General features: G+C 62.7%; 23 protein-coding genes. 14 read left to right on the top strand and 9 right to left on the bottom strand.

The window, feature by feature from the left end; genetic code table 11:
* The first annotated feature begins 11 nt into the window (after positions 1-11).
* From AB5I84_RS13165 to AB5I84_RS13140, 6 genes are read left to right on the top strand one after another with little or no spacing between them, the layout of a single operon-like run.
* Positions 12-488 (top strand): GspH/FimT family pseudopilin, encoded by a 477-nt coding sequence (locus tag AB5I84_RS13165; RefSeq protein ID WP_369456379.1) that lies wholly within the window; start codon positions 12-14, stop codon positions 486-488.
* A complete protein-coding gene (pilV, locus tag AB5I84_RS13160) occupies positions 466-993 on the top strand; it encodes a type IV pilus modification protein PilV (RefSeq protein WP_369456378.1) in 528 nt (175 codons plus the stop codon). The genes AB5I84_RS13165 and pilV overlap by 23 nt, the downstream gene beginning before the upstream one ends.
* Entirely contained in the window at positions 990-1,718 is a 729-nt protein-coding gene (locus AB5I84_RS13155) for a PilW family protein (RefSeq protein WP_369456377.1), read from the top strand. Before pilV ends, AB5I84_RS13155 begins: the two co-directional genes overlap by 4 nt.
* On the top strand, positions 1,718-2,248 hold the full coding sequence (locus AB5I84_RS13150) for a pilus assembly PilX family protein (protein WP_369456376.1): 531 nt from the start codon (positions 1,718-1,720) through the stop codon (positions 2,246-2,248). Before AB5I84_RS13155 ends, AB5I84_RS13150 begins: the two co-directional genes overlap by 1 nt.
* A complete protein-coding gene (locus AB5I84_RS13145) occupies positions 2,248-5,166 on the top strand; it encodes a VWA domain-containing protein (RefSeq protein ID WP_369456375.1) in 2,919 nt (972 codons plus the stop codon). The genes AB5I84_RS13150 and AB5I84_RS13145 overlap by 1 nt, the downstream gene beginning before the upstream one ends.
* A complete protein-coding gene (locus AB5I84_RS13140) occupies positions 5,156-5,581 on the top strand; it encodes a type IV pilin protein (protein WP_369456374.1) in 426 nt (141 codons plus the stop codon). The genes AB5I84_RS13145 and AB5I84_RS13140 overlap by 11 nt, the downstream gene beginning before the upstream one ends.
* On the opposite strand, the gene AB5I84_RS13135 is transcribed toward AB5I84_RS13140, so the two are convergent.
* Complete coding sequence (locus tag AB5I84_RS13135; protein WP_369456373.1) at positions 5,582-6,058, bottom strand: GspH/FimT family pseudopilin; 477 nt, start codon at positions 6,056-6,058, stop codon at positions 5,582-5,584.
* Between the two features lie 164 nt (positions 6,059-6,222).
* Between AB5I84_RS13135 and AB5I84_RS13130 the strand changes: the two genes are divergently transcribed.
* The gene (locus tag AB5I84_RS13130; protein WP_369456372.1) at positions 6,223-7,299 is read left to right on the top strand and encodes an NAD(P)/FAD-dependent oxidoreductase; all 1,077 of its coding nucleotides are present in this window, start codon (positions 6,223-6,225) and stop codon (positions 7,297-7,299) included.
* Here the strand turns inward: AB5I84_RS13130 and AB5I84_RS13125 are convergent.
* The 3 genes from AB5I84_RS13125 to AB5I84_RS13115 are packed head-to-tail and all read right to left on the bottom strand — an operon-like array spanning position 7,266 to position 10,451.
* Complete coding sequence (locus AB5I84_RS13125) at positions 7,266-8,654, bottom strand: sigma-54-dependent transcriptional regulator (protein ID WP_369456371.1); 1,389 nt, start codon at positions 8,652-8,654, stop codon at positions 7,266-7,268. The genes AB5I84_RS13130 and AB5I84_RS13125 overlap by 34 nt on opposite strands.
* A complete protein-coding gene (locus tag AB5I84_RS13120) occupies positions 8,651-10,219 on the bottom strand; it encodes a sensor histidine kinase (protein ID WP_369456370.1) in 1,569 nt (522 codons plus the stop codon). Before AB5I84_RS13120 ends, AB5I84_RS13125 begins: the two co-directional genes overlap by 4 nt.
* Complete coding sequence (locus AB5I84_RS13115) at positions 10,212-10,451, bottom strand: PP0621 family protein (RefSeq protein WP_369456369.1); 240 nt, start codon at positions 10,449-10,451, stop codon at positions 10,212-10,214. The genes AB5I84_RS13120 and AB5I84_RS13115 overlap by 8 nt, the downstream gene beginning before the upstream one ends.
* A 169-nt stretch (positions 10,452-10,620) precedes the next feature.
* Between AB5I84_RS13115 and AB5I84_RS13110 the strand changes: the two genes are divergently transcribed.
* Positions 10,621-12,246: an NAD+ synthase gene (locus AB5I84_RS13110; protein WP_369456368.1), complete on the top strand. Its 1,626-nt coding sequence runs from the start codon at positions 10,621-10,623 to the stop codon at positions 12,244-12,246.
* Between the two features lie 45 nt (positions 12,247-12,291).
* On the opposite strand, the gene AB5I84_RS13105 is transcribed toward AB5I84_RS13110, so the two are convergent.
* Positions 12,292-13,113 (bottom strand): outer membrane protein assembly factor BamD, encoded by an 822-nt coding sequence (locus AB5I84_RS13105; protein WP_369456367.1) that lies wholly within the window; start codon positions 13,111-13,113, stop codon positions 12,292-12,294.
* Positions 13,114-13,280: 167 nt separating this feature from the next.
* On the opposite strand from AB5I84_RS13105, the gene rluD reads away from it, so the two are divergent.
* The 3 genes from rluD to AB5I84_RS13090 are packed head-to-tail and all read left to right on the top strand — an operon-like array spanning position 13,281 to position 15,674.
* On the top strand, positions 13,281-14,246 hold the full coding sequence (gene rluD, locus AB5I84_RS13100; protein WP_369456366.1) for a 23S rRNA pseudouridine(1911/1915/1917) synthase RluD: 966 nt from the start codon (positions 13,281-13,283) through the stop codon (positions 14,244-14,246).
* Entirely contained in the window at positions 14,243-14,986 is a 744-nt protein-coding gene (pgeF, locus tag AB5I84_RS13095) for a peptidoglycan editing factor PgeF (protein WP_369456365.1), read from the top strand. The genes rluD and pgeF overlap by 4 nt, the downstream gene beginning before the upstream one ends.
* 10 nt (positions 14,987-14,996) lie before the next feature.
* Positions 14,997-15,674: an AraC family transcriptional regulator gene (locus AB5I84_RS13090; RefSeq protein ID WP_369456364.1), complete on the top strand. Its 678-nt coding sequence runs from the start codon at positions 14,997-14,999 to the stop codon at positions 15,672-15,674.
* Here AB5I84_RS13090 and AB5I84_RS13085 read toward each other — a convergent pair.
* Positions 15,615-16,562 carry a sterol desaturase family protein gene (locus AB5I84_RS13085; RefSeq protein WP_369456363.1) on the bottom strand — a complete coding sequence of 316 codons (948 nt, stop codon included), beginning with the start codon at positions 16,560-16,562 and terminating at the stop codon, positions 15,615-15,617. The genes AB5I84_RS13090 and AB5I84_RS13085 overlap by 60 nt on opposite strands.
* Before the next feature lie 78 nt (positions 16,563-16,640).
* Entirely contained in the window at positions 16,641-16,904 is a 264-nt protein-coding gene (locus AB5I84_RS13080) for a DUF2798 domain-containing protein (protein WP_369456362.1), read from the bottom strand.
* 292 nt (positions 16,905-17,196) lie between these two features.
* On the opposite strand from AB5I84_RS13080, the gene clpB reads away from it, so the two are divergent.
* A complete protein-coding gene (clpB, locus tag AB5I84_RS13075) occupies positions 17,197-19,773 on the top strand; it encodes an ATP-dependent chaperone ClpB (protein WP_369456361.1) in 2,577 nt (858 codons plus the stop codon).
* A gap of 56 nt (positions 19,774-19,829) precedes the next feature.
* On the opposite strand, the gene AB5I84_RS13070 is transcribed toward clpB, so the two are convergent.
* Positions 19,830-20,249: a DUF4124 domain-containing protein gene (locus AB5I84_RS13070; RefSeq protein WP_369456360.1), complete on the bottom strand. Its 420-nt coding sequence runs from the start codon at positions 20,247-20,249 to the stop codon at positions 19,830-19,832.
* Between the two features lie 390 nt (positions 20,250-20,639).
* Between AB5I84_RS13070 and AB5I84_RS13065 the strand changes: the two genes are divergently transcribed.
* Together AB5I84_RS13065 and ilvN are read left to right on the top strand one after the other, a co-directional pair.
* On the top strand, positions 20,640-22,361 hold the full coding sequence (locus AB5I84_RS13065) for an acetolactate synthase 3 large subunit (RefSeq protein ID WP_369456359.1): 1,722 nt from the start codon (positions 20,640-20,642) through the stop codon (positions 22,359-22,361).
* Positions 22,361-22,852, top strand: a complete 492-nt coding sequence (ilvN, locus tag AB5I84_RS13060; RefSeq protein WP_369456358.1) for an acetolactate synthase small subunit — start codon at positions 22,361-22,363, stop codon at positions 22,850-22,852. The genes AB5I84_RS13065 and ilvN overlap by 1 nt, the downstream gene beginning before the upstream one ends.
* A gap of 195 nt (positions 22,853-23,047) precedes the next feature.
* Here the strand turns inward: ilvN and AB5I84_RS13055 are convergent, their stop codons facing one another.
* Positions 23,048-23,677 carry a TetR/AcrR family transcriptional regulator gene (locus AB5I84_RS13055; RefSeq protein WP_369456357.1) on the bottom strand — a complete coding sequence of 210 codons (630 nt, stop codon included), beginning with the start codon at positions 23,675-23,677 and terminating at the stop codon, positions 23,048-23,050.
* Between the last annotated feature and the right edge of the window lie 107 nt (positions 23,678-23,784).

The raw sequence follows: 23,784 nt of genomic DNA, 5'->3' as shown, positions 1-23,784 counted from the left end.
GGGGGCCGCTGATGGCATCGCCGGGTGCGCGCAACGAGCGCGGTTTCACATTGATTGAGCTGATGGTGACCATTGTGGTGCTGGCCATTGTGCTGGCGCTGGCGGTGCCTAGCTTCCAGTCGGTGGTGGATGGTAGCCGAGTGCGCGGTACCACCAGCGAGCTGATCACGGCACTGAACACCGCCCGTGCTCACGCCATTAACTTCCGCTCCAGCGTCACGCTGGCGCCGCAGAGCGGCAGCGATTGGAACTCCGGTTGGCGGCTCAGCTTCCCGACCGGTTCAAGCCGCGAGAATGAAGACTTTCACGCCCCTGAATACACCACTGTGACCTTGACCCAGGGCGCCAGCAATCTGGTATTCACCGCCCGTGGCGTGATTCCAGGTGGCCGCCAGTTCCGCGTCTGCAGTGCCAAGGGTGGTGATGGACGCATCGTTTCAATCAGCCCATTCGGACAGGTGACCAATGAAAAAACGACCTGCTCCTGAGTGCTTCCCGCGCTTGCAACAGGGCGCCGGACTGATCGAAGTGTTGGTGGCCTTGATGGTGTTGGCAATCGGCATCCTCGGTTATGCCGGTATGCAGCTGGCGGCCATGAAGAGCGCGGAAGTGGCTCACGAGCGCTCGCTCGCCACCGGCCTTGCGCAAGATGTGTTGGAACGCATGCAGGCCAACCCGCGCGCTAACCATCTTGCCAATGGCTTGTGGCCAGATGAGGGGGTCGATCCCGGTTCGTTTTCCGAATGGAACCGCTGCACAGCGCAGAGCTGCAACCCAGACCAAATGGCGCGCTGGGAAGCTGACTCCGCCCGTTGGTTAGCCGGGCAGCTGTTACCGGAAGGGCGGGTGGTGGTGAGGGAGTGCCTCTACGCTACCGGACTCACTTGCGTAGTGGTGTCGTGGAAAGGCCAGGCGGCAGACGACTGCCTGACCAACAGCGGCATCAAGGCAACCTTGGATGCAGCGTGCTTGGTACTGGAGGTGGCGCGATGACAGTCAGCCATGCCAAGGGGTTCAGTTTGATCGAGCTGATGGTGGCGCTGTTGCTGGGCGTGGTCATCACGCTGGCCGCCACGCAGATGTTCGCGGGCAATAGCCGCGCTTTCAACTTGCAGCAGGCGCAGTCGCAGGTGCAGGAAGAAGGCACTTTATTGATGCGCTTCCTTGCCGATGACATCCGTATGGCAGGCCTGTTCGGCGATGACATTGCGGCCCAGCCCGGTGTGGTGTTCGCGCCGATCACCGTGGGCGGTAAAACACTGCTCGGCTCCGGCGAAGGGGGCAGCGCCGGCGACAGCCTCACATTCACCTTCGTCGGCGACCAGGACTGTCTCGGCAATGGCGCCTCCAGCACCCTGATTGCACAGCGTTATTTCCTCAATAACGGTGGTCTGTACTGCGATAGCAGTTTGGCAGCGGCGGCGATCGAGTTGCTGCCTAACGTTGAGGCATTCGAGGTGCTGTATGGCATCCGCGAAGGCGATGAAACGCCGCCAGTAATTTCCCGTTATGTCACCGCTAACCAAGTTGGCGACCGGCCGGTGATGGCGGTGAAGCTCGCTGTGCTGCTGAGCAAAGAGGCGGGGCTGCCGGCATCGGTGGGCGAAACGGTGACCTACCGCTTGCTGGATCAGAGCGTAACGCGGGCAGTGGATAGCCGCTTGCGGCGTGCGTTCCAGCGCACTGTTGCACTGCGCAATTTCCCTTGGGAGGCATGATGACAATGGCAGTGGATGGCCAGCGTGGAGCAGCTTTGCTGGTGGCACTGATGATTCTGGTGCTGACCGCTATTTTGGGCGTGGTGGCGATGAAAAGCAGTGTGTTCAGCTCGCGTTTGGCGGTGGGCACACAGCTTGATGCGCTGGCGTTCGAAGGCGCGGAGTCGGCGTTGGCGGAGTCTTTTCAGGAGCTCGGTCGAGACACCGGAATCGGTGAGTTGGCACGGGTGCTGGACGGCAATCAATACCAGCGCTGTGTCACCAAGGACGATCGCCGCGCCGAGCGCCTTTGTGCCAGTGGCGACCACCTTGATTCGCGTGGGCTGGTGCGCAGCCAGGTTCGTGCCGGCCTCAGCGGCCGGCGTCCAGTTGCGGGCGGACAGGTGAGTGTCACCGGTTCCGGCGCCATCTTGGTGGATTACGAGGTAAGCATGTTGGGGGAAGCTGACATCGACGCGTACGACGTCTCCAACCACCACGTGCAGGAGACCCTCAAGCGGGGGCTGATGGCGGCAGGGGAGGTGGAGTAATGGTCAGCATCAATGCGTGGCGAAAGTGGATCGGGCTCGGGTGCTTGCTGGCGAGCAGTGTCAGCGCTGCTCATACCACTGAAATCTTCTTTGCCCAAGCTTCTACCGAAAGTGAGCACAACAAGCCGGAAGCCAACGTGCTGTTTCTGCTGGATACCTCCGGCAGTATGGGCACCCAGATGGGCAATATCACCCGGCTGGAAACGCTGAAACGGGCGTTTGCGACAGTGGTGGACAATGTCGGTCCCGGCGTCCGCATCGGTCTCGCCAAATTCAATGGTGACCCGAAGAACGGCAGTGGCTACGGCGGCTACGTGTTCTCCGCAGTGCGTGACCTGACTGACGCGGATAAGGCCGTGATGAAGTCGGTGGTGAACGGGCTTACGGCCACCTCCAACACGCCCACCATGGAGTCCTACTCAGAAGTGGCCCGCTATATGCTGGGCATGTCGCCGACTAACTATGCCAAGACTGGTGAGGCAATCCAGAATAAACCCAGCCCCGCGATCAACTGGCGTAATGGGCGCAGTGACGACTTCTACACCTCGCCCATCAATCCGCTCAACCAATGTGACTCTAACCACATCATCGTCATGACCGATGGTGAGCCCACCGCGGACGCTGACTATTTCTCAGTGAGAAATATTACTGGCAGATCCTGTAATTCGTCGTGGCCGTGCCAGCGGGATTTGGCGTTTTGGCTCTACAACAACGGCCAAAATGCAAAGGACCGCAAGTCCATCATGACGTGGCAGGTGGCGCTGGGTACGCAGAACGCAGTGGGAGAGATGGATAAGGTGGCTCAAGCCGGCGGCACTGGCGTGGCGCGCCGCGCCAACAACGTGCAAGAGTTGGCGAATGAGTTTCTCGATATTCTCGATCTTATTTCCAAAGACATGCGCTCGGTGACTTCCGCCGGGGTGTCGATGAACCAGGCAAACCGGTTGCAGCATCTTGAGCAACTGTACTTCGCGGTGTTTCAGCCAGATGTTGCGGGGCTGTGGCACGGCAACTTGAAGCGCTATCAGGCGTCTGCTGACGCAGTGCTCGATGCGTCCGGAACGGCGGCGGTAGATAACGATGGGTTGTTCAAAGAAAGCGCCCGCAGCTTCTGGTCCGGCAGCGCGGATGGGTCTGACGTGGACAAGGGCGGCGCCCGCGGCCAACTCGAAGAGCGGCGACTGTACGTCAGCAATGCCCAAGGGACTACCGTCACGCGGCTGCAGAGTTCGAATCTGAACAGCGTCAATTTTGCCATCCCGCCCGGCGTCACGGTTACCCCGCGGCAGGTGTTTGACCGGTTGCAGACCACCTGGGGTGACCCACTGCATAGCTCGCCGCTGATGGTGAATTATGCTGCGCCCAGCGCCGATCCTGATGAACAAACCAACGTGGTATTTATCTCCACTAATGCCGGTATGTTGCACGCCATCGACAGTAAGAACGGGCGGGAGCTGTATACCTTTATGCCCCATGAAATGGTGCGGCAGGCTTATTCGCTGGTGTACCCGGCGGCGCTGCGCCCCGACAACACCCGCGGTCTGTACGGCCTCGACAGCTCTTGGACCGGTTGGCGCCGTGGTCGCGCCGGTGCCGCCACCCCGGAAGCGGTGTATCTGTTCGGCGGCATGCGCCGGGGCGGATATTCCTACTACGGCCTTGATGTCACCGACCTGACCCAGGCGCCGAAAATGCAGTGGGTGATCCATGGGCGCGGGGATGCTGATTATCCGGTCACCGCCACGCGGGGCTTCGAACTGATGGGCCAGACTTGGTCGGTGCCCACGCTGACCCAGGTGCGTATCAACGGCACCAAAACCCCGGTGCTGGTGTTCGGCGGGGGCTATGATCCGCGCTATGGCGCACATGATAAGAGCATTAACCAGGAAGGTTTCCGCAATGAGGCGCCGAGCCGCAGTACGGGGGATGAAGTCGGTCGCGCGGTGTACATGGTGAATGCGGAGACCGGCAAGCTACTGTGGTCCGCCAGCAGCAACGCCACCTCCGGCGTCGCGGGTGCTGGCCACACGCGTGTCAACGACATGAAGTGGTCGGTTCCGGGCGGTATCGCGGTGGTGGATATCGACTTTGATGGTGTGGCCGACTTCCTTTACTACGCTGACCTTGGCGGCCAAGTGTTCCGGGTGGATCTCAACGATGACGCCACGGGCACCAGCAGCGTGGTCAAACGCGTGGTGCGTCTTGCCAATCTGGGCGGCAACTCGGCCGCAGAGAACCGTCGCTTTTACGATCCGCCCGCAGTGTCTTACGCCGAGGAAGCGGGGCGTCGGCATCTGATGGTGTCGATCGGTTCCGGCTACGCATCTCACCCGTTGGATGCTGCCACCCGTGAGCGAGTGTTCTCGTTCCGCGATGACTCGGCGTTGTCTGCCGACGCAAGCACGGCGGTCACCACGATCACCGCTGCCCAGCTGCTCAACGTGACCGACAACCTGACCCCGGCCTTGGAAGACTTCGATGGCAAGCTGGGTTGGTACGTGGATCTGCGCCGGCGTGGCGAGAAGTCGCTGGCCGCCCCGGCAGTGATCAACGGGCGCTTGTTGATCACCACTTACGCCCCCTTCGACGGCGGTGGACAGCTGGACGTATGCAAGGTCAGCTTAGGGCGCTCCTATCTTTATGTGATGGACGTGGCCACCGGCCGACCGGCATCACTGAACCACGACACGGTGCCGACGCAGCGCGAGCAAGCGCTACAGGCACAAACACCCGTGTCCACGCCGCAGATCCTGGCGCGGGAAGGTGGCAACTCACTGTCGCTGCTGATCGGCAACGAGATCGTTGGTGATGCGGACGGCGGTAACCTGGAGCTGCGCAAGCGGCGCTGGTTCACGCTGCCGCGTGACAAAGCCAACCAGTTCTTCAACCAACTGCCCGGGGCCCAGAATGATCCGTGAGCCGAACGCCGCCCAGGGCGGCTTCACCTTGCTGGAACTGCTGATGGTGGTGGTGATCATCGGCATCCTGGCAGCGGTGGCCTATCCGTCTTATCAAGGGCATATCCAACGCACCCACCAAGCGGAAGTGAAGAGCCAGATGCTCGGTCTGCAAAGTACTCTGGAGCGCTACCGGGCTCAGCGGCTGACCTATCAAAACGCCACCGTGGCGGCGCTGGCCACCGATTTGGCGCGCAACCGGATGTACAATGTCAGCTTGGAAATCAGTGCCAATTTCCAAGGCTACACCCTGACCGCCAGGCCGCAGGGAATCATGGTGGGTACGGGGGCCTATGCGGTAAACCATCTTGGCCAGCGCTGCCACAACCGCAGCAACGATTCCGCTTGTACCAACTTCGCCGCCAACTGGGATTGATCAGTCGACCAAGCAATCGCCGGTGCGGGCCGCCTCCACCCGGGGGCGGCCGACCCAGTTGAGCACCACCCGGTGACCGTCGGCAGGCAACTTCCGGTGACAGAGCAGCAAACTGCCGTTCTGAAAACGCAGCCGCCCTCGGTCTTCGAACACCAACGCAGTGCCACGAAAGCCGCGCCAAACAATCAGCACATCTTTGGGGAGATGTGCTTGTCCCAGCTGTTGTCCACGGTGATTCCAGCTCACTAATCCTTGTGACCACGGAAAACGGTCGCAGCCTTGATCGCTGCATACCGTCACCCGTTGGTGCAGCAGTGCCTCGGCGCGGGTGCTGTTCAGCAGTGACAAGGTTTCCTCCAGGCCTGATTTCAATGCCAGCCGCCTTTCCAACTGCTGCCAGGCCGGCCAAACGGCAGTGCTGGTGATGACCAGCACTAACAACACCATAAGCAATTCCAGCAGCGTCCAGCCTTTCATGGCGGCAGTCCTTTTTTGGCAAGGTGAGGCGGATAGGGTGGGGCAATCAGCGTGCTGTTCCTGTGCGCCTCTGCGTTCAAACGCTGTCCGAGGCGCGGTGAAAAAACCGTGCGCGGCAGGTGGTGTGGTTTTAAGCTTTTCGCTTTACCCGCTACGGAGGCGTTGTGGCAGAAATCGGTATTGTCGGCGCGGGCATACTGGGATTGCTGAGCGCTCGGCGGCTTGCTGCGCAAGGCCATCAGGTCACGTTGTGGTCGGCGCCGCAGCGCCATCCGCCCGCCTCGTGGGCTGGCGGCGGCATCCTGTCAGCCCTATTCCCTTGGCGTTATCCAGACGCGCTGACGCGCCTCACCCGCCATGCGCTGGCGGACTACCAGCAGCTCAGCGCCGCACTGGCACAGGAAGGTTGGCCCGGATTGGAGCTGGTCGAGAGCGGGTTGCTGATGCCCGGCGTTGCCGACACGGCGACGGCGTTGTCATGGGCAGCGCGCTGGGATTTGGCGGCACGCGTTGTTTCGGCGGCAGAGCACTGCGGGCGCTTCCATGATGAGCACGCGCTATGGATTCCCAGCGTGGGCCAATTGCGTAATCCGCGGGCGTTGAAAGCCTTGGCCGCGTCAAGTCGGCGGGCGGGGGTGCACACCGTCGACGAGCCGGTGCAACGTTTTGTCGCAGCGGGAGCCGGATGGGCGGTGCAAGGGGCGCAACAGAGTAGGCGGGTGGATCAATTGCTACTTTGCTCCGGTGCGGGCACCGCCGGCTTGGTCCAGCGCAGCACTGGGCGCCAGCTGCCGTTGTTTCCAGCGCGAGGCGAAATGCTCTGTTACGCTCCCGGCATTGAGCCACCGCCCTGCATCATTTTGCGGGAGCAGGGCTACGTGATACCGCGTGCCGATGGCACCTTGTTGGTGGGCAGTACCTTAACAGAGAGTGCGGACGGGCGGCCTACAGCCGGCGGCGGCCGTGTCTTGCAGGAGCTGGCGGAAACGCTGTGGCCGCCGCTGGCGGGGCGGTTGCCGTTTGCGCAGTGGGCCGGAATTCGCCCTGGTTGCCGGGCGTCGGTGCCGATTCTGTCGGAGTTGCCGGAAGCGCCGGGGGTATTCATAGCCAGCGGCCATTTCCGCAACGGGCTGGTGGCAGCACCGGCCAGCGCGGCGTTGATCACAGCCTTGATGACCGGCACCGCGGCGCCGTTTGATCCGGCGCCTTACGCGTTATCGTCTTCGTCGTCGCCGCCTTGATCGAGGCCGAGCTTCTTCAGCCGGTAACGCAGTGAGCGGAACGTCATGCCGAGTTTGCGGGCAGCGGCGGTGCGGTTCCAGAGTGTGGCGTCCAGCGCCTTGAGAATTTCCCGCTTTTCGATGTCTTGCAGGTAATCCTCCAGCGGTTGGCTGTTGGAGCGTGGTGGCTCTGCCATCAATGGTTCGTTGATCGGTTGCCGCTCAGCAGCGGCGCGCAGCTGCAGGTGGTGCGGTTCGATCTGTGGGCCATCGGCCAGTGTCAGAGCACGCTCGAGCACGTTCTCCAGTTCCCGCACGTTGCCGGGGAACTCGTAATCTTCCAGTGCTTGGCGGGCGGCACGGGAAAACTGTGGCGCTGGCAATCCCCACTGCTGGCTCAAGCGCTGGCTAAAGAAATCCACCAGCAGTGGAATGTCTTCGCGGCGCTCACGCAGTGGTGGTACCCGCGCTTCGATTACATTCAAGCGGTAATACAAGTCTTGGCGGAAATAGCCGTCATTAACCTGTTCAGCTAGATTCTTGTGAGTGGCGCACATGATGCGCACATTGACGTCGAACTCCCGTGCTTCACCCACCGGGCGCACGCTTTTTTCCTGAATCGCGCGCAGCAGCTTCACCTGCATGTGCAACGGCAGGTCGGCCACTTCGTCAAGGAACAGCGTGCCGCCGTCGGCTTCGCGGAACAGCCCTTTGCGGTCTTCAAAGGCACCGGTGAAGCTGCCTTTTCGGTGGCCGAAGAACTCGCTTTCCATCAGCTCTGAGGGAATCGCCCCGCAGTTCACCGCAATAAACGGCTTGTCGTGGCGGGGGCCGCTGCTGTGGATCAGCTGTGCCACCTTCTCCTTGCCAGAGCCGGATTCGCCGCTGATATAAATCGGCGCCTGGCTGCGTGCCAGCTTGGCAATCTGCTGCTTGAGGTCGCGCATCGCCGGCGCTTCGCCGACCAGTTCGGCGCCGGGCGCTGGGCCGTTGGCTTGAGCGCTGCGGATGTGGAGACCGTCATCCACCAGCCGCCGCAGTTGGTCCATCGACACGGGCTTGGTGATGTAGTCGTAGGCGCCGTGCTTCATCGCCTGGATGGCGGTGTCCATGCTGCCGAAGGCGGTGATCATCGCTACCGGCAATTCTGGCCACTGCTGCGAAATCAGGCGCACGAGCTCCAGCCCGTCGCCATCGGGCAGCTGCATGTCGGTCAGACAGAGATCGAATTCCCGTTGCTGCAGTGCTTGGCGGGCTTCCGCCACCGTCCCCACGGCATGGGCCTGCATTTTCATTCGCCCCAGAGAAATCACCAGCAGTTCCCGCAGATCCTCTTCGTCGTCCACGACAAGGATGCGTTGTTGTTCAGCGCTCATCGAAATACCCGATCCGGATGCGCGAAGGTAATGATGAACCGGGTACCTGGCTCGGCCGCCTCAAAGTGCAGGCGCGCTTGGTGGCTTTCGCATATCCCCCGACAAACGAACAGCCCCAGGCCGGTTCCTTCACGCGATGTTGTAAAGAATGGCTCGAACACATTATCACGATTCGCATCGCTGATCCCGGCGCCATGATCGCGCACGCTGACCCACGGCAGGCCGGAATGCGGATGGCGCCCAGCCGCCAATTGCACCGGTGCGCCGCCGTGGCTGACGGCGTTGTGGAGCAGGTTGTCGAGCACTTGTTCTAAGTGGTGGGCATCGAAGCGCACCAGCGGCAGCGACGGACAAGGCAGCAGTTGCAGTGATGCCGCAGCATGGCCATGCTCGGCAAAGCGGCGGGCGGCGGCTGCCAGCGCTTGTTGCAGATCGAGCTGCGCCGCTTCGCCGACGGTGGTGCGCGACAGCCCCAGCACGTCGTTGACGATGCCGTCCAGCCGTAGCACATGACGCTGCACGATACGCAGCAAGTGCTGGTCCTCGGCGTTGCGATCTGGGGTGTCGGACAGCAGCTCTGCCGCTTGAGCGATAGCGCTGAGCGGGTTGCGGATCTCGTGGGCAATGGTGGCGGTCAGTCGGCCTAGCGATGCCAGTTTCAGCTGCTGCGCCTCCTGCATGACCCGGGCGCGGTTTTCGAGGAAGGCTATGAACACGCCAGCTTGTTCCGGTAGGCGCGCAAAACCCACGTCCAGCGCGGGCAGTTCCACGGTGTCGGGCAGCGGCGGCAGTGGTTGGCCATTGGCTTGCTGCCACAGCTGGAAATGTTCGCGAAGCGCGCCGGGCAACACCCGCTGCTGGTCTAGTTCAGGAAACAGTTGGTGGGCGGAATCATTGTGCAGCAGCACGTGGCCGTCGGCTTCGAACACCAATACCCCGGTGCGCATACGGTTCACGACCTGCTGATTCAGTATTTCCAGCTGGTGGATGGCCGAGAGTTGCCGCTCCGCCAACTGCTCGCTGAGCGTCAGCCGCTGCACCACCTGCTGGGTGATCAGGGCGACCGCAAAAAAAGCCAGTCCGAGGGTGGCAGACTCGGTCAGATGCAGCGGGTTGTCGAGCTGGTGGCCGAGGGAAAACAGGAACTGCTCCAGCATCATGGTCAGCGAAGCCGCGGCCGCGGCCATCAGTCCAAGCCGGCCGGGCAGGATGATGCAGGCTGCCGCCACCGTGACGATCAGCAGCACCGTCAGGCTGCTGCCGGTACCGCCGCTGGCATGTACCAGCAGGGTCAGCACCACAATGTCGGTGAGCACCGCCACCATCGAGAATTGCGCGGCAAAACGGCGCGACAGCGCCGGCAACGCCAAATAGGTCAGCGCCAATGCCAGGTAGAGCAGGGCGGTGCCGGCAAACAGCGTCGGATTGTAGCTGCCCAGCACCGGCTTGCTGTCGCGGCTGAGCAAGAACACCAGCACCAGCAACGCCGCCAGCAACAACCGGTACAGAGCATAGACCTGCGCCGGCGACCAGCGCTGCAGACGGCGGCCGCGCAGTTCAGTCATCGATGCGTTCCAGCCAGCGTTGCTGGTGCAGCGGGCTGCAGAAGTGGTGGCCTTGGTGGCGTAGCGCGTCACGGCTCGGCACATGCACATCACAAAGTGCGCAGCGCACCATGGTGTCGGTATGGCCGGGGGCGGCCGCTGGTGGGGTCGCCTTACGTTGTTGGTAGTGGCGGAACAAACGCCAAATGACCCACGCCAGCAGCGCGAGCAGTAGCAGGCGGAACAGGCCCATGCGAAGTGCTCCATATCCTAGAAGGGGAACCGGCGTACTGCCGGCGCGGCCAAGATTCCATGGAAGCGGTGACCGCTGCAAGCGTTTGGCGTGCTGTGCAGTGTCAGCGGCATTTGCGCCGGGCGGGCGCTACAATGGCGCTTTCCATCGGACACGAGGCACAGCGGTCATGCGCGTGGTCATCGCACAGAGCAACATGTTGGTGGGTGATATCGAGGGCAATGCGGAGCAGGTGATCGCCACCGCTGCCGCCGCCCAAGCCCAGGGCGCCGAACTGGTGCTGTTCCCGGAATTGGCGCTGACGGGGTATCCGCCGGAAGACTTGCTGCTGCGGCCCAGCCTCAATACCCGCGTGCGCGATGCGCTGGCGGCGATCGGCGCTGCGATCGAAGTGCCGGTCGTGCTTGGCTACCCGGCGGTGCGCAACGGCCAGCGCTATAACGTGGCTGGCCTGCTGCAGCCCGGTGAGACCCGGCCGCAAGAGGAGTACTTCAAGCACTGCCTGCCCAACTTCCGGGTGTTCGACGAAAAGCGCTATTTCCAGCCCGGTCAGCACGCCACCGTGTTCACTCTCAATGGCGTACGCATCGGCTTGTTGGTGTGCGAGGACCTGTGGCATCCAGCGCCGATGGTGGCGGCCTGCGCCGAAGGCGCGGAGCTGATCCTGGCGCTCAATGCCTCGCCGTTCAGTGACGACAAGCACGAAAGCCGTACTGCCCACGTGGCCGCCCGCAGCGCCGAGAACGGTGTGCCGATCATCTATGCCAACTTGGTCGGAGGACAGGATGAGCTGGTGTTTGATGGCGGCTCCTTTGCGGTGGATGCGCAGGGCGAGTGCTGTCTGCAGGGGCCGTTCTTCGAGTCTGCGCTGATTAATGTGGAGGTGCGGCGGAGCGAAGCAGGCGCGCTGAGCCTGCAGGGCGAGCAGTGCCCGGTGCCAGACTTGGACGAGCGTCTGTATCGCGCGCTGGTGCTGTCGGTGCGTGATTACGTCAACAAGAACGGCTTCAAGGGTGCGCTACTGGGTTTGTCTGGCGGCATCGATTCGGCACTGACACTGGCGGTGGCGGTGGACGCGCTGGGCCCGGAGCGGGTGGAGGCGGTGATGATGCCGTTCCGCTACACCGCCGATATCAGCAAGCATGATGCGGCCGAACAAGCGCACACCATGGGCGTGCGCTATCGCGAACTGCCGATCGAGCCGATGTTTGATGCCTTCATGGGCGTGCTGGCGGACAGTTTTCAAGGTACTCAGGTGGATACCACCGAGGAAAACTTGCAGGCTCGTTGCCGCGGTGTGTTGCTGATGGCGTTGTCGAACAAGCTCGGCTATGTGGTGCTCACCACCAGCAATAAAAGCGAGATGGCGGTGGGCTATTCCACCCTCTACGGCGACATGGCTGGCGGCTTTGCAGTGCTCAAGGATGTGGTGAAAACTCGCGTCTACCAGCTCAGTGAATACCGTAACCAGGTGGCGGGGCAGGATGTGATTCCGCGCCGGGTGATTACCCGTCCGCCGTCTGCCGAGTTGGCGCCGGGTCAGACGGACCAAGACAGCTTGCCGGATTACGACATTCTCGATGCCATCCTGCACCACTATGTGGAGCAGGATTTTAGCGCCGAGGCCACGGTGCGGGCTGGGTTTGAGTCCGAGCAGGTGTACCGCATCGTGCGGTTGGTGGATCGCAATGAATACAAGCGGCGCCAGGCGGCGGTGGGTCCGCGGCTGACGCAGCGGGCGTTCGGCAAGGACCGGCGTTATCCGATCACCAATGGCTGGCGGCCGGGCGACTGACGCCGGTTACCACAGCGCCGGTAGCGACCGGCGCTGCGGGGCCTATCAAAGCAGGTCGAACGTGAGCAGGCTCAGCAGGCCGCGTTCGCGATCCGGCCACCACGGCAGCACCACGCGGTCGTTGCTGGCCAGATATTGGCTTTCCGGCCAGTTGTACTTCAGCACTGACAGCGTAGTGTCCGCCAGCTGCTTCTCTCCCAGTGCGCGGTAGGCGCGGTATTGCACCGCCAGCGCCTCTTCCACTGCCGGCGTTTCTTGATAGTGGATGATCACTTCTTTGGCGCGAGCGGCCGCTGCCACATAAGCACCGCGACGGGCGTAGTAGCGCGCTGCGTGCAGTTCGCCATCGGCCATGGTGTTGCGGATATGCACCAAGCGGGCGCGGGCGTCCGGGGTGTAAGGGCTGTCCGGGTAGCGACGCACTAGCTCGTTGAGGTCACGGAACGCATCGCGCCAGGCATCCAAATCGCGGGATGACTTCTCGGTGCGCAGCAGCCGCTCAAACAGCCCCCGCTCTAGGTTGTAGTTGCCCAGGCCGCGCATGTAGAGCACGTAATCCAGATGCGGGTTGGCCGGGTAGTTGCGCAGGAAGCGGGTGGCGGCAGCGATGCTGGCCGGGTAGTCGTAGGCGCGGTAATAGACATACACCAGATCCAGCAGACCCTGCTCGGCGTAGTCGCCATAGGGGAAGCGGGCTTCCAGTTCGCGTAGCTCATCGACCGCAGTAAGGAAGTTTTTCTTCTCGATCTGACGCTGTGCGGCCTGGTATTGGCCGGCCTCGGTGCGCTCCGGCGACACCTTCGGCTTGCTGGCACAACCGGTGATGCCCAGCAGGGCAGAGAGCAAAAGCACTGTGGTAAGACGCATGATCACCTGACTTTGGCGTGTTGAGCGTTACAATGCCGGCGCGGGTCCACGTGGGAGGACCGGGTCCGGCTTGGATGGCGGCTATTTAAGCACATCCGGGTACGGGTCACAGTGTTGCCTCCCGCACCGACCCCTTCTGCCAGACAACGCGCCGCGGGAATCGCTCTATGGGACACGTCTCCACCGATAAAATTCAGTTATCAGCACAAGTGCCGACCGAGCAGGCCGGTCAACGGCTGGACCAGGTGGCAGCAGTGCTGTTCGACGGCTTCTCCCGCTCGCGCCTGCAAAGTTGGATCAAAAGCGGCGCCTTGACCGTGAACGGTCGTACCGGCAAACCCCGCGACAAGGTGATTGGGCTGGAATGGCTCACCATCGATGCCGAGCAGGAGCCGGAGGTGTCCGATACGCCGCAGCCGCTGGAGCTGGATGTGGTCTATGAAGACGACGCCCTGATGGTGATCAACAAGCCTACTGGCTTGGTGGTACACCCGGCCGCCGGCCATCAGGACGGCACCTTGCTCAATGGGCTGCTGCACTTGAACGCGCGCCAAGCGGGTCTGCCACGTGCGGGGATTGTGCACCGGCTCGACCGTGATACCACCGGCCTGATGGTGGTGGCCAAAACGCTCGAAGCGCACACCGATTTGGTGGCGCAGCTGCAAGACAAGTCGGTATTTCGGGAATACGAAGCGGTGGCGGTGGGTACCCTCACCGGAGGCGGTACCGTGGATGCGCCGATCGGGCGCCATCCGCAGGACCGCAAACGCCAAGCGGTGGTGGCTGATGGCAAGCCGGCGGTGACCCATTATCGGCTGATCCGCCGTTTCCGTGGCCACACTCACCTGCGGGTACAGCTGGAAACCGGCCGCACTCACCAAATCCGTGTGCACATGGCGCACCTGCGCTACCCGCTGCTGGGCGATCCGGTCTACGGCGGCCGGCTGCGGTTCCCGGCCGGCGCCACGGCGGAGTTGCGCGATGCGCTGCCGCGCTTCCGCCGCCAGGCTTTGCATGCCCGCAAACTGGGACTGATGCACCCGGAAACCGGTGAATACATGGAGTTTGAGGCGCCGCGCCCGGATGACCTAGAGCAGCTGCTGAAGCTGCTGCAGCAGGACGCCGACGCATGAGTGGCGCGCCGTTGCAGTGGTTGGTGCCGGACTGGACGCCGCATCCGCGCGTGCGGGCTTGCATCACCACCCGCCACGGCGACCGCTCGCCGGCGCCGTGGCACGGCTTCAATCTTGGTCTCAACTCCGGCGATGACCCGCAACGGGTCGCTGCTAATCGCGCTGCGCTGGCACAGGCGCTAGCACTGCCGCATCCACCCCACTGGCTGGAACAGGTGCATGGCGTCGCGCTGGCCGAAGCCGGCAGCGCGCTGCAACGCGCCGATGGGGTATGGAGCGGCGAGGCTGGGCGGGCTTGTGTGGTGTTGACCGCCGATTGCTTGCCGGTGCTACTGGCGCGTTGCGATGGCCGCGCGGTGGCGGCAGTGCATGCCGGCTGGAAAGGACTCAACGCTGGCATCTTGGAACGCGCGGTGCAGCAACTGGCACCGGGTGGCGAGCCGGTATCAGCCTGGTTGGGGCCGGCGATTTCCCAGCCCTGCTACCAGGTCGGTGATGATCTGCGTGAGGCCTTCCTGAACGTTGATCGAGCAGCGGCCGACGCGTTCGCCGCTGATGCTGAGCCTGGCCGCTGGCGGCTCGACTTGTTTGCGTTGGCGCGCCGTCGACTGCTGGCCGCCGGTGTGGCCGAGGTCAGCGGCGGCAACTGGTGCACCGCCACGCGGCGTGATTTGTTTTATTCCTACCGCTTCGAAGGCCAGACTGGGCGCTTTGCCTCGTTGGTCTGGCTGCAGCCCTGAGCGCGTCGCAATGAGTGAAGTGGGCTGGCAGGGTGACATCTGGCTGGCCCGCGATCATGCCGTGTTCTATGGCTGCGTTGGCGATGCCCGTTCCCACGCGCACTATGCCCACCAGTTGATGGTGGGGCTTGGGCAGCCAGTCACGGTGGCGCTCGACACCGGTCGCCAACAGGCCTCGCGATTACTGATCCCGTCTTGGCAGCGCCACGCGTTGCAGCCGTCCCAAATGCCGCAACTGGTGTTGTTTGCTGAGCCGCTGGCGTTCGATCAAGACACGCTGGTGGCATGGTTGCCGCACTGTCCTGATGACCCGGCCGGCGCGCAGCGCGCATTGCAACAGCTGCCACGCCGGCCGCTGGACCCGCGCCTGCAACAGGCGCTGGTGGAGTTGGATCAGGGGCTGGACGGCAAAGTGCCCTCCGCGCGGCTGGCGACTGCGGCGAGTCTGTCGCTGAGCCAGCTGGCGCGGCTGTTCAGTGATCAGCTTGGGGTGTCGGTGCGGCGGCTAGTGCTGTGGCGCCGGCTGCATCTGGCCACCGCGCTGGTGCTGCAGGGCTACTCACTGACCGATGCAGCCCATCACGCCGGCTTTGCCGACAGCGCCCACTTGTCCCGCACTGTGCGCAGCCTACTGGGCATCCGCGCCGACCTGTCGCTGACGCAACTGCGGGTGATGGCGCTGCAGTGAGGTGGCCAGCTCTACTGAAGGCTGCGCCAACCCCGGTTGTTCCGGCAGCGCCCGCCAAGGGGCACTGAGCTGGGCCCGATAATCGCGCGGGTAATCCGGCTGAGCGCCAATGCCGACATCATCGGCACGCAGCCGGTAATCCGGCAGCCACATGGCGGTGCTGAGCAAGCGGTCCCAGAGCGGGAAGAACAGCGCGAAATTCACATCCCCAGCGCGGCCATAGCGCAGGTGGTGCAAGCGGTGCACCGGCGCCCAAGCAAACAGATGCCGCAGTGGCCCCATTTTCATGTCCACATTGCTGTGTTGCAGCAACAGTTGCAGGGCGATGCTGAATGCCAGCAGGGCGCCGACCTGCGCTGGCAGGCCGATCAGCAGCAGTGGCAGCAAACCGCCCAGCGCTTCCACGCCTTGGTGCAGCGGATGTTTCATTAAACCGTTGAAGCCGTACAGCCGCGGCGCGCTGTGGTGCACCGCATGCAGCCGCCACAGAAGTGGCCGCCGATGACTCAGCCAGTGCATCAGCGTGATGCCGGCATCCGCCACCACTAGCGCCAGCAGCCATTGCGTCCACAGTAGCCAATGCGTCGGCCACACCGGCCACAGCGTCAGCGCGCCGGCCAGCAGTGGCAGCAGCACAATGCCAGCACTGTTCAGCGCTTCGTTGATGAGTGCGTGCCAGCGGTCGCTGCCGCGATCATGGTGATCGCGGTTCCAGTCGGTATGAAACGGCAAGCGCGCCTCGGCGAGGAACGACAGCAAGATGACAGCGAGGCCGAGTGGTAGCAGCCATAGGGCGCTGTGGCCTTGGCTGCCGATCAGCCACAGCGCGAGGCCGTTACCGCCAAACCAAAGCAGGGGGCCGTAGCCGTATTGGAAGGTAGTGCGCATGGTGACTCTCTCTTGGCATCAGGGTGGTCACCATGGTGTGCGCCGGGAACCGGCGCGGCTTGAATAAACGGCGCAGCCTCAGGGAGCACGTACCAGACTGAGCGCCAGCCGTCGCGCCATCGGTAGCACCACCAATACGGTGGGGAAGGCGATCGCCCAGGACAGCAGCCAAGTAGACAGCCAAGCCGATAACATGCCGGGGCTCAGCCCAACGCTGTTGACCAAGCTGATGAAGGACACCACCGCGCTCATGATGCAGGACAGGAACAGCGGCAACAGGATCGCCAAGGCGCTATGGGGCAACTTGGGCAAGCCAAACAAAGTATCGCGGGAGGGGGACATAACAGGTCTCCATAAGGTTCTGTTCCATCAACGCAGATGCACTCCTCACGCAATGGAACGTGATGAATGCGTTGATTGACGTAAACGCTTACGGACGGATGCGGCGCATCGATCAAGATGCGCACGATAGCAACGCTGCCAGAAGCTGACAACCGTCGCTGCAATACAAACAAGCGTGAAATCTGATCCCGGTGCTTGGGGTGGTGCGACGGTGGCGGCAGACTCTTGAAATCGGCCTATGCACCCGCATCTCTGGGCCATCGTATTCAATCGTTTTTGGAGGCAAAGGGTTATGCGTCCTGACCGTTTTACCAGTCGTTTGCAGGAAGCGCTGGGCGAGGCCCAGTCACTGGCCGTGGGGCAAAGCCATGCGGTCATCGAACCGGCCCACTTGATGCTGGCTCTGCTGCGCGGGCAGGGCAGCAGCGCGCGGCCGCTGCTGCAAAAGTTGGGCGTCAATGTTGCTGATTTTGAAACCGCACTGGAGCTGGCGCTGGACAAGGTCGCGCGCGCCGGCCAATTCACCGGTGATGTGCAGCTGTCCCGTGGCATGGTGGCGCTGCTGAACCTCGCTGACCGCGAAGCACAACAACGCGGAGACCAGTACATTTCCACCGAGGCGGTGTTGCTGGCGGCCTGCGATGACGGCGGCGAGCTCGGCAAGATTATGAACAACGCCGGCGTGCGCAAAGGCGCGTTGGCGGCACGTATTGATGAGGTGCGTGGTGGCGAAGCCGTGAAGGATCCCAATGCAGAGGAGCACCGTGAGGCGCTCGATAAATACACGCTTGATCTCACCGAGCGTGCTGAGCAGGGCAAGCTGGATCCGGTGATCGGCCGCGATGATGAAATCCGCCGCACAGTGCAGGTGTTGCAGCGCCGCACCAAGAACAACCCGGTGCTGATCGGCGCGCCCGGGGTCGGTAAAACCGCCATCGTGGAAGGCCTGGCGCAGCGCATCGTCAACGGCGAAGTGCCCGAGGGTCTGAAGGGCAAGCGGGTGCTGTCGCTGGACATGGCAGCGTTGATTGCCGGGGCTAAGTACCGCGGCGAGTTCGAGGAGCGCCTGAAAGCGGTGCTCAACGAATTGTCGAAGCAGGAAGGCCAAGTAATCCTGTTTATCGACGAGCTGCACACCATGGTTGGCGCCGGCAAGGGCGATGGCGCCATGGATGCCGGCAACATGCTCAAGCCAGCCTTGGCCCGTGGCGAGCTGCACTGTGTCGGTGCGACCACGCTGGACGAGTACCGCCAGTACATCGAGAAAGACGCCGCGCTGGAGCGGCGTTTCCAGAAAGTGCTGGTAGATGAGCCGTCGGTGGAAGACACCATCGCCATCCTGCGCGGGCTGAAAGAGCGCTACGAAGTGCACCACGGTGTCGACATTACCGACAGCGCCATCATCGCCGCGGCGAAACTGTCGCAGCGTTACATCACTGATCGCCAGCTGCCGGACAAGGCCATCGACCTGATCGATGAGGCGGCCAGCCGCATCCGCATGGAAATCGATTCCATGCCGGAGGAAATGGACCGTCTTGACCGCAAGTTGATTCAGTTGAAGATGGAGCGCGAAGCGCTGGGCAAGGAAGAAGATGAGGCCAGCCGCAAGCGGTTGGAAAAGCTCAACGAAGATATCGACCGTCAGGAGAAGGAATACGCCGACCTGCGCGAGATTTGGGACGCCGAGAAAGCCAGCGTGATGGGCGCCCAGGAGATCAAAGCAGAGTTGGAGCGGGCTCGGTTGGAGATCGAACAGGCGCGCCGTGCCGGTGACTTGTCGCGCATGTCCGAGTTGCAGTACGGCACCATCCCCGGTCTGGAGCAGAAGCTGGCCGAGGCGTCGCAACAGGAGCGCCCGGCATTCAAGCTGCTGCGTAACCACGTGTCGGAGGAAGAGATCGCCGAGGTGGTGTCCAAGTGGACCGGTATCCCGGTGGCAAAAATGATGGAGGGCGAGCGCGACAAATTGTTGCGCATGGAAGATGCCTTGCATGCCCGTGTGGTGGGCCAGGACGAAGCGGTGGAGGCGGTGGCCAACGCGGTGCGGCGTTCCCGCGCGGGGCTGTCTGATCCTAACCGCCCGAACGGCTCATTCTTGTTCCTCGGACCGACCGGGGTCGGCAAGACCGAGCTGTGCAAAGCGTTAGCCGAGTTCCTGTTCGATACCACCGACGCCATGGTGCGGGTGGACATGTCCGAGTTCATGGAAAAGCACTCGGTGGCGCGGCTGATTGGAGCGCCGCCGGGCTACGTCGGATACGAGGAGGGCGGCTACTTGACCGAAGCGGTGCGCCGTAAGCCGTACTCGGTACTGCTGCTCGACGAGGTCGAAAAAGCCCACCCGGATGTGTTCAACATCCTGCTGCAGGTGCTGGATGACGGGCGCCTGACCGATGGCCAAGGCCGCACCGTGGACTTCCGCAATACGGTGGTGGTGATGACGTCGAACCTAGGTTCTGACCTGATCCAGCGCATGGCCGACGACGGCGATTACAACGCCATGAAAGACGCGGTGATGGGTGTGGTGGGCAACCACTTCCGTCCGGAGTTCATCAACCGGGTCGATGAAGTGGTGGTGTTCCATCCGTTGGCCAAAGACCAAATCCGCGGCATCGCCGACATTCAGTTGGCGGGGCTGCGCAAGCGGTTAGCGGAACGCGAGCTGGGGCTGGCGCTCACTGATGAGGCGCTGTCGAATCTGGTGGAAGCGGGCTACGACCCGGTCTACGGCGCGCGGCCGCTGAAGCGGGCGATTCAGCAGAAGATCGAGAACCCGTTGGCAACGGCCATCTTGCGCGGCGATTTTGCTCCCGGCGATACCATTCGCGTGGAGGCCGATGACAGCGGACTGCGGTTCAGTAAGGAATGATCCTCGGCGGATAACAAAAAAGGGGCGCTTGGCGCCCCTTTTTTGTATGCCGTCTGTCAGGGGCAGCGTTGGAGCTGCTCGCTGATCTGTTGGGTCATGGCGGCGCGGCGCTCAGCATCCAGTGTGATGTGTTCGCCGGTGTCGGGATCAACCTCACGCACGATCGGCTTGTTGCGCAGCGTCTCCAGGTGCCCGCGCAGTTGGGCGCAGGTGCTGGCATCCAGCGGCTGCGGCGGCGGTGGTGTTGCCGCCGCGCCGGGCGTGTCCTCGGTCGTGGCCGCTGCAGAAGCCGCAGCGGCTGGCGTGGTCACCGGCGGCGCCGGGCGAGTGGTGACGGTGGTGCTCGGCTGGTTGGCCGGCGGTCGGGTGCCGAAGTGCACGGTGCCGTTGTCGTCCACCCAGCGGTGGTAGTCAGCGGCCAGCGCTGGGCCGGCCAAGGCAGCACCCAGCGCTGCCAGCAAGATGGTTTTGTGCATGGTTTTCCCCCTTTCAAACCGCATTCAGCATGCCCCGGCAGGCGGCGCAAACGCAACGCCGACGGTTTGACAGACTGCTCAAATCTGCGACAATCGGGGGTCTCCGGAAATCGGGACTCCTGAACTTTACCCAAGTGACAGAGGGGCCGGGGCCGGGGGCGTCATTACCGTGACGTCCACTGCAGTATCACTGCCGCATCGTCCCAGCATTCGCCTGTCCGCGTTCTTGTCGGCCACCTCCGCAAGAGCCTCGGGAAGCCAAAGTAAGGTTTTCCATCCGCGGGCACTCAAGAGACAAATCCAGTTCCCTGCTGCGCAGGCCGTCCTCCAATGGTGGAAGGGCGTCGCTGTCGTCATTGCATTGCGTGGCAGCCAAACGAGGTGAGAGTTGTGGAAAAGTTATCTGGTGCGGAGATGATCATCCGTGCCTTGCAGGAAGAGGGCGTTGAGTACCTTTTTGGCTACCCCGGTGGCGCGGTACTCCATATTTACGACGCATTGTTCCAGCAAGAGCAGGTCAAGCACATCCTGGTCCGTCATGAGCAAGCGGCCACCCACGCGGCGGACGGTTACGCCCGCGCCACCGGTAAGCCTGGTGTAGTGCTGGTGACCTCCGGCCCGGGTGCCACCAACGCGGTGACCGGCATCGCCACGGCCTACATGGATTCCATCCCGATGGTGGTGCTGTCGGGTCAGGTGCGTTCCGACTGGATCGGCGATGACGCCTTCCAAGAATGCGACATGATGGGCATCTGCCGGCCGATCGTGAAACACAGCTTCATGGTGCGCAACACCGAAGACCTGCCGGAAATCATGCGTAAGGCCTTCTACATTGCGACCACTGGCCGCCCTGGCCCGGTGCTGGTCGATATTCCCAAGGACCGCACTGCGCCGCATATCAAGCTGCCGTTCGAGTACCCGAAAAAGGTCAAGATGCGCTCCTACACGCCGGTGCAGCGCGGCCACTCCGGCCAGATCCGCAAGGCGGTGGAAGAAATGCTCAAGGCCCGGCGTCCGGTGTTGTACGCCGGCGGTGGTGTGGTGCAGGGCGATGCCTCTGACCTGCTGACCAAGTTGGCGCACAAGGTGAAGTTCCCGGTGACCAACACGCTGATGGGGCTCGGCTGCTTCCCGGCCAGCGACCCGCAGTACATTGGCATGCTCGGCATGCACGGTACCTACGAAGCCAACATGGTGATGCACAATGCTGACCTGATCGTGGCGGTGGGTGCGCGCTTTGATGACCGTGCCACCAACGACATCAGCAAGTTCTGCCCCGGCGCGACCATTGTTCACATCGACGTGGATCCGGCCACCATCTCCAAAAACGTGCGTGCTGATGTGCCGATCGTGGGCCCGGTACAGCAGGTGCTGGAAGACATGCTGGCAATCCTCGACGAGCAGCCGGTACTGCCGGACGGCAGCCAGATCGCGCGTTGGTGGGATGAGATCAACGGCTGGCGCAAAGTGCACGGGCTGCGTTTCGCGCCGCACGCGGAAGGTTTGCTGAAGCCGCAGGAAGTGATTCAGGCGCTGCATCGTGTCACCAAAGGCGACGCCTACGTGACCAGTGACGTTGGCCAGCACCAGATGTTCGCGGCGCAGTACTACGGCTTTGACAAGCCGCGCCGTTGGATCAACTCCGGTGGTCTCGGCACCATGGGCTTTGGTTTGCCGGCGGCCATGGGCGTGCAGCTTGCGTTCCCAGATGCGACCGTGGCCTGCGTCACCGGTGAAGGTTCGATCCAGATGAACATTCAGGAGCTGTCCACCTGTCTGCAGTACGGGTTGCCGGTGAAGATCATCAACCTGAACAACCAGTCGCTGGGCATGGTGCGCCAGTGGCAGGACATGCAGTACGGCGGTCGTCACAGCCAGTCCTACATGGAGTCGCTGCCCGACTTCGTTGGCCTAGCGCAGTCCTACCACCACCTCGGCATCCGTGTTGATCGTGCGGACCAGCTGGAAGCGGCGATGGAAGAGGCCTTTGCGGCCAAGGACCGGCTGGTGTTCATGGACATCTATGTGGACCCCACCGAGCACGTGTACCCGATGCATATCGCTGACGGGTCCATGCGCGACATGTGGCTGAGCAAGACGGAGCGCACCTGATGAGACGCATCATTTCGATCCTGATGGAAAACGAACCGGGCGCGCTGTCCCGGGTGGTGGGCCTGTTCTCCCAGCGGGGCTACAACATCGAAACGCTGACCGTGGCACCCACCGAAGACAACACGCTGTCGCGGCTGACGCTGACCACCTACGGTGATGACCGCACCATAGAGCGCATCACTAAACACCTCAACAAGCTGATTGAGGTGGTCAAGTTGGTGGACCTGACTGAGGGCGCGCACATCGAGCGCGAACTGATGTTGATCAAGGTGAAAGCCACCGGTGCCCAGCGCGCTGAGGTTAAGCGGACGGTGGACATCTTCCGCGGTCAGATCGTGGACGTGACCGCTTCGGTCTACACCGTGCAACTGGCCGGTGCCAGCGACAAACTGGACGCCTTCATCAATGCCATCGGGGAAACCCAGGTATTGGAAGTGGTGCGTTCCGGTGTCAGTGGCATTTCCCGTGGTGAAAAGGTGCTGAGCATCTGATCGCGGTGAGAAGACCCTGAGCCCACGAAAACGCCCCGCATTTGCGGGGCGTTTTCGTTGGTCGCTAGGGGCGGTGCCTGCACGTTAGGCAGGCGCTTTGCCACAGGGCGATGTCGCGGACAGCCTGAGCCAGGCGTGACGGGAGACGTAACGCCGAGAACGTGCTGGGCGCAGGTCGGACCGGCTGGTGGAGTTTCAGGCGGTGCGATAGGCGCGCAGGAACGCGTCCACAGCGTTGGCCACCTGCTTGCGGCGCTCGCCGTCGCTGTGTGGGAGCGCGCAGCGAATCAGGACCTGCATTTGCCGGCAGCCTTGCAGCAAACCGTACAGTTGGTCGGTGGCGCTGGCCGGGTCATCGATGCGCACCAGGCCGAGACGGTCAGCTTCGCGCAGCAGTGTCTCCATGGCCTCGAGCATCGGTCGCGGTCCGGCGTTGAAAAACAGTTCAGCCATGGCCGGGTCGGCAGCGGGGGAAATGAGCAGCCGATGCATGGCAATGGCTTCCGGTGTATTCACCAACGTGAGGAATTGCACCCCGATCTGGTTCAGTAGCCCCCGTAGGTCGGTGTCGGCGTCCACCCGGAAGCTCGGCAGCGGCAGGATTTCGTGGGTCTTCTCGTGGACGGCGGTAGCAAACAGGCACGCCTTATCCTTGAAGTGGCTGTAGACGGTGAGCTTGGACACGCCGGCGTCCAGCGCCACCGCCTCAATGCTGGTGGCGCGGTAACCATCACGCAGGAACAGTGCCTTGGCGGCCTCGAGAATGGCCGCCCGCTTGGCAGGGTCCTTGGGGCGGCCCCGACGCGGGGCAGGGGTGTCACGCAAGTCAATCAGTCCGTCGTAAATATCGTGGACAAGCATCTTAAGCGGTATTTAGTATACCGGCCAGTTCAATAAATAAGACGGCCGGTCCGGGCATGGCGCCCGACCCG

This window comes from Alcanivorax sp. REN37, assembly GCF_041102775.1.
Classification (GTDB): Bacteria; Pseudomonadota; Gammaproteobacteria; order Pseudomonadales; family Alcanivoracaceae; genus Isoalcanivorax; species Isoalcanivorax beigongshangi.
This window is presented reverse-complemented; position numbering and strand designations above follow the sequence as displayed.

Bases quoted from the DNA above. Each gene is read 5' to 3' on its own strand.
- AB5I84_RS13165 (WP_369456379.1), top strand. From the start codon at position 12: ATGGCATCGCCGGGTGCGCGCAACGAGCGCGGTTTCACATTGATTGAG.
- pilV (WP_369456378.1), top strand. From the start codon at position 466: ATGAAAAAACGACCTGCTCCTGAGTGCTTCCCGCGCTTGCAACAGGGC.
- AB5I84_RS13155 (WP_369456377.1), top strand. From the start codon at position 990: ATGACAGTCAGCCATGCCAAGGGGTTCAGTTTGATCGAGCTGATGGTG.
- AB5I84_RS13150 (WP_369456376.1), top strand. From the start codon at position 1,718: ATGACAATGGCAGTGGATGGCCAGCGTGGAGCAGCTTTGCTGGTGGCA.
- AB5I84_RS13145 (WP_369456375.1), top strand. From the start codon at position 2,248: ATGGTCAGCATCAATGCGTGGCGAAAGTGGATCGGGCTCGGGTGCTTG.
- AB5I84_RS13140 (WP_369456374.1), top strand. From the start codon at position 5,156: ATGATCCGTGAGCCGAACGCCGCCCAGGGCGGCTTCACCTTGCTGGAA.
- AB5I84_RS13135 (WP_369456373.1), bottom strand. From the start codon at position 6,058: ATGAAAGGCTGGACGCTGCTGGAATTGCTTATGGTGTTGTTAGTGCTG.
- AB5I84_RS13125 (WP_369456371.1), bottom strand. From the start codon at position 8,654: ATGAGCGCTGAACAACAACGCATCCTTGTCGTGGACGACGAAGAGGAT.
- AB5I84_RS13120 (WP_369456370.1), bottom strand. From the start codon at position 10,219: ATGACTGAACTGCGCGGCCGCCGTCTGCAGCGCTGGTCGCCGGCGCAG.
- AB5I84_RS13115 (WP_369456369.1), bottom strand. From the start codon at position 10,451: ATGGGCCTGTTCCGCCTGCTACTGCTCGCGCTGCTGGCGTGGGTCATT.
- AB5I84_RS13110 (WP_369456368.1), top strand. From the start codon at position 10,621: ATGCGCGTGGTCATCGCACAGAGCAACATGTTGGTGGGTGATATCGAG.
- AB5I84_RS13105 (WP_369456367.1), bottom strand. From the start codon at position 13,113: ATGCGTCTTACCACAGTGCTTTTGCTCTCTGCCCTGCTGGGCATCACC.
- rluD (WP_369456366.1), top strand. From the start codon at position 13,281: ATGGGACACGTCTCCACCGATAAAATTCAGTTATCAGCACAAGTGCCG.
- pgeF (WP_369456365.1), top strand. From the start codon at position 14,243: ATGAGTGGCGCGCCGTTGCAGTGGTTGGTGCCGGACTGGACGCCGCAT.
- AB5I84_RS13090 (WP_369456364.1), top strand. From the start codon at position 14,997: ATGAGTGAAGTGGGCTGGCAGGGTGACATCTGGCTGGCCCGCGATCAT.
- AB5I84_RS13085 (WP_369456363.1), bottom strand. From the start codon at position 16,562: ATGCGCACTACCTTCCAATACGGCTACGGCCCCCTGCTTTGGTTTGGC.
- AB5I84_RS13080 (WP_369456362.1), bottom strand. From the start codon at position 16,904: ATGTCCCCCTCCCGCGATACTTTGTTTGGCTTGCCCAAGTTGCCCCAT.
- clpB (WP_369456361.1), top strand. From the start codon at position 17,197: ATGCGTCCTGACCGTTTTACCAGTCGTTTGCAGGAAGCGCTGGGCGAG.
- AB5I84_RS13070 (WP_369456360.1), bottom strand. From the start codon at position 20,249: ATGCACAAAACCATCTTGCTGGCAGCGCTGGGTGCTGCCTTGGCCGGC.
- ilvN (WP_369456358.1), top strand. From the start codon at position 22,361: ATGAGACGCATCATTTCGATCCTGATGGAAAACGAACCGGGCGCGCTG.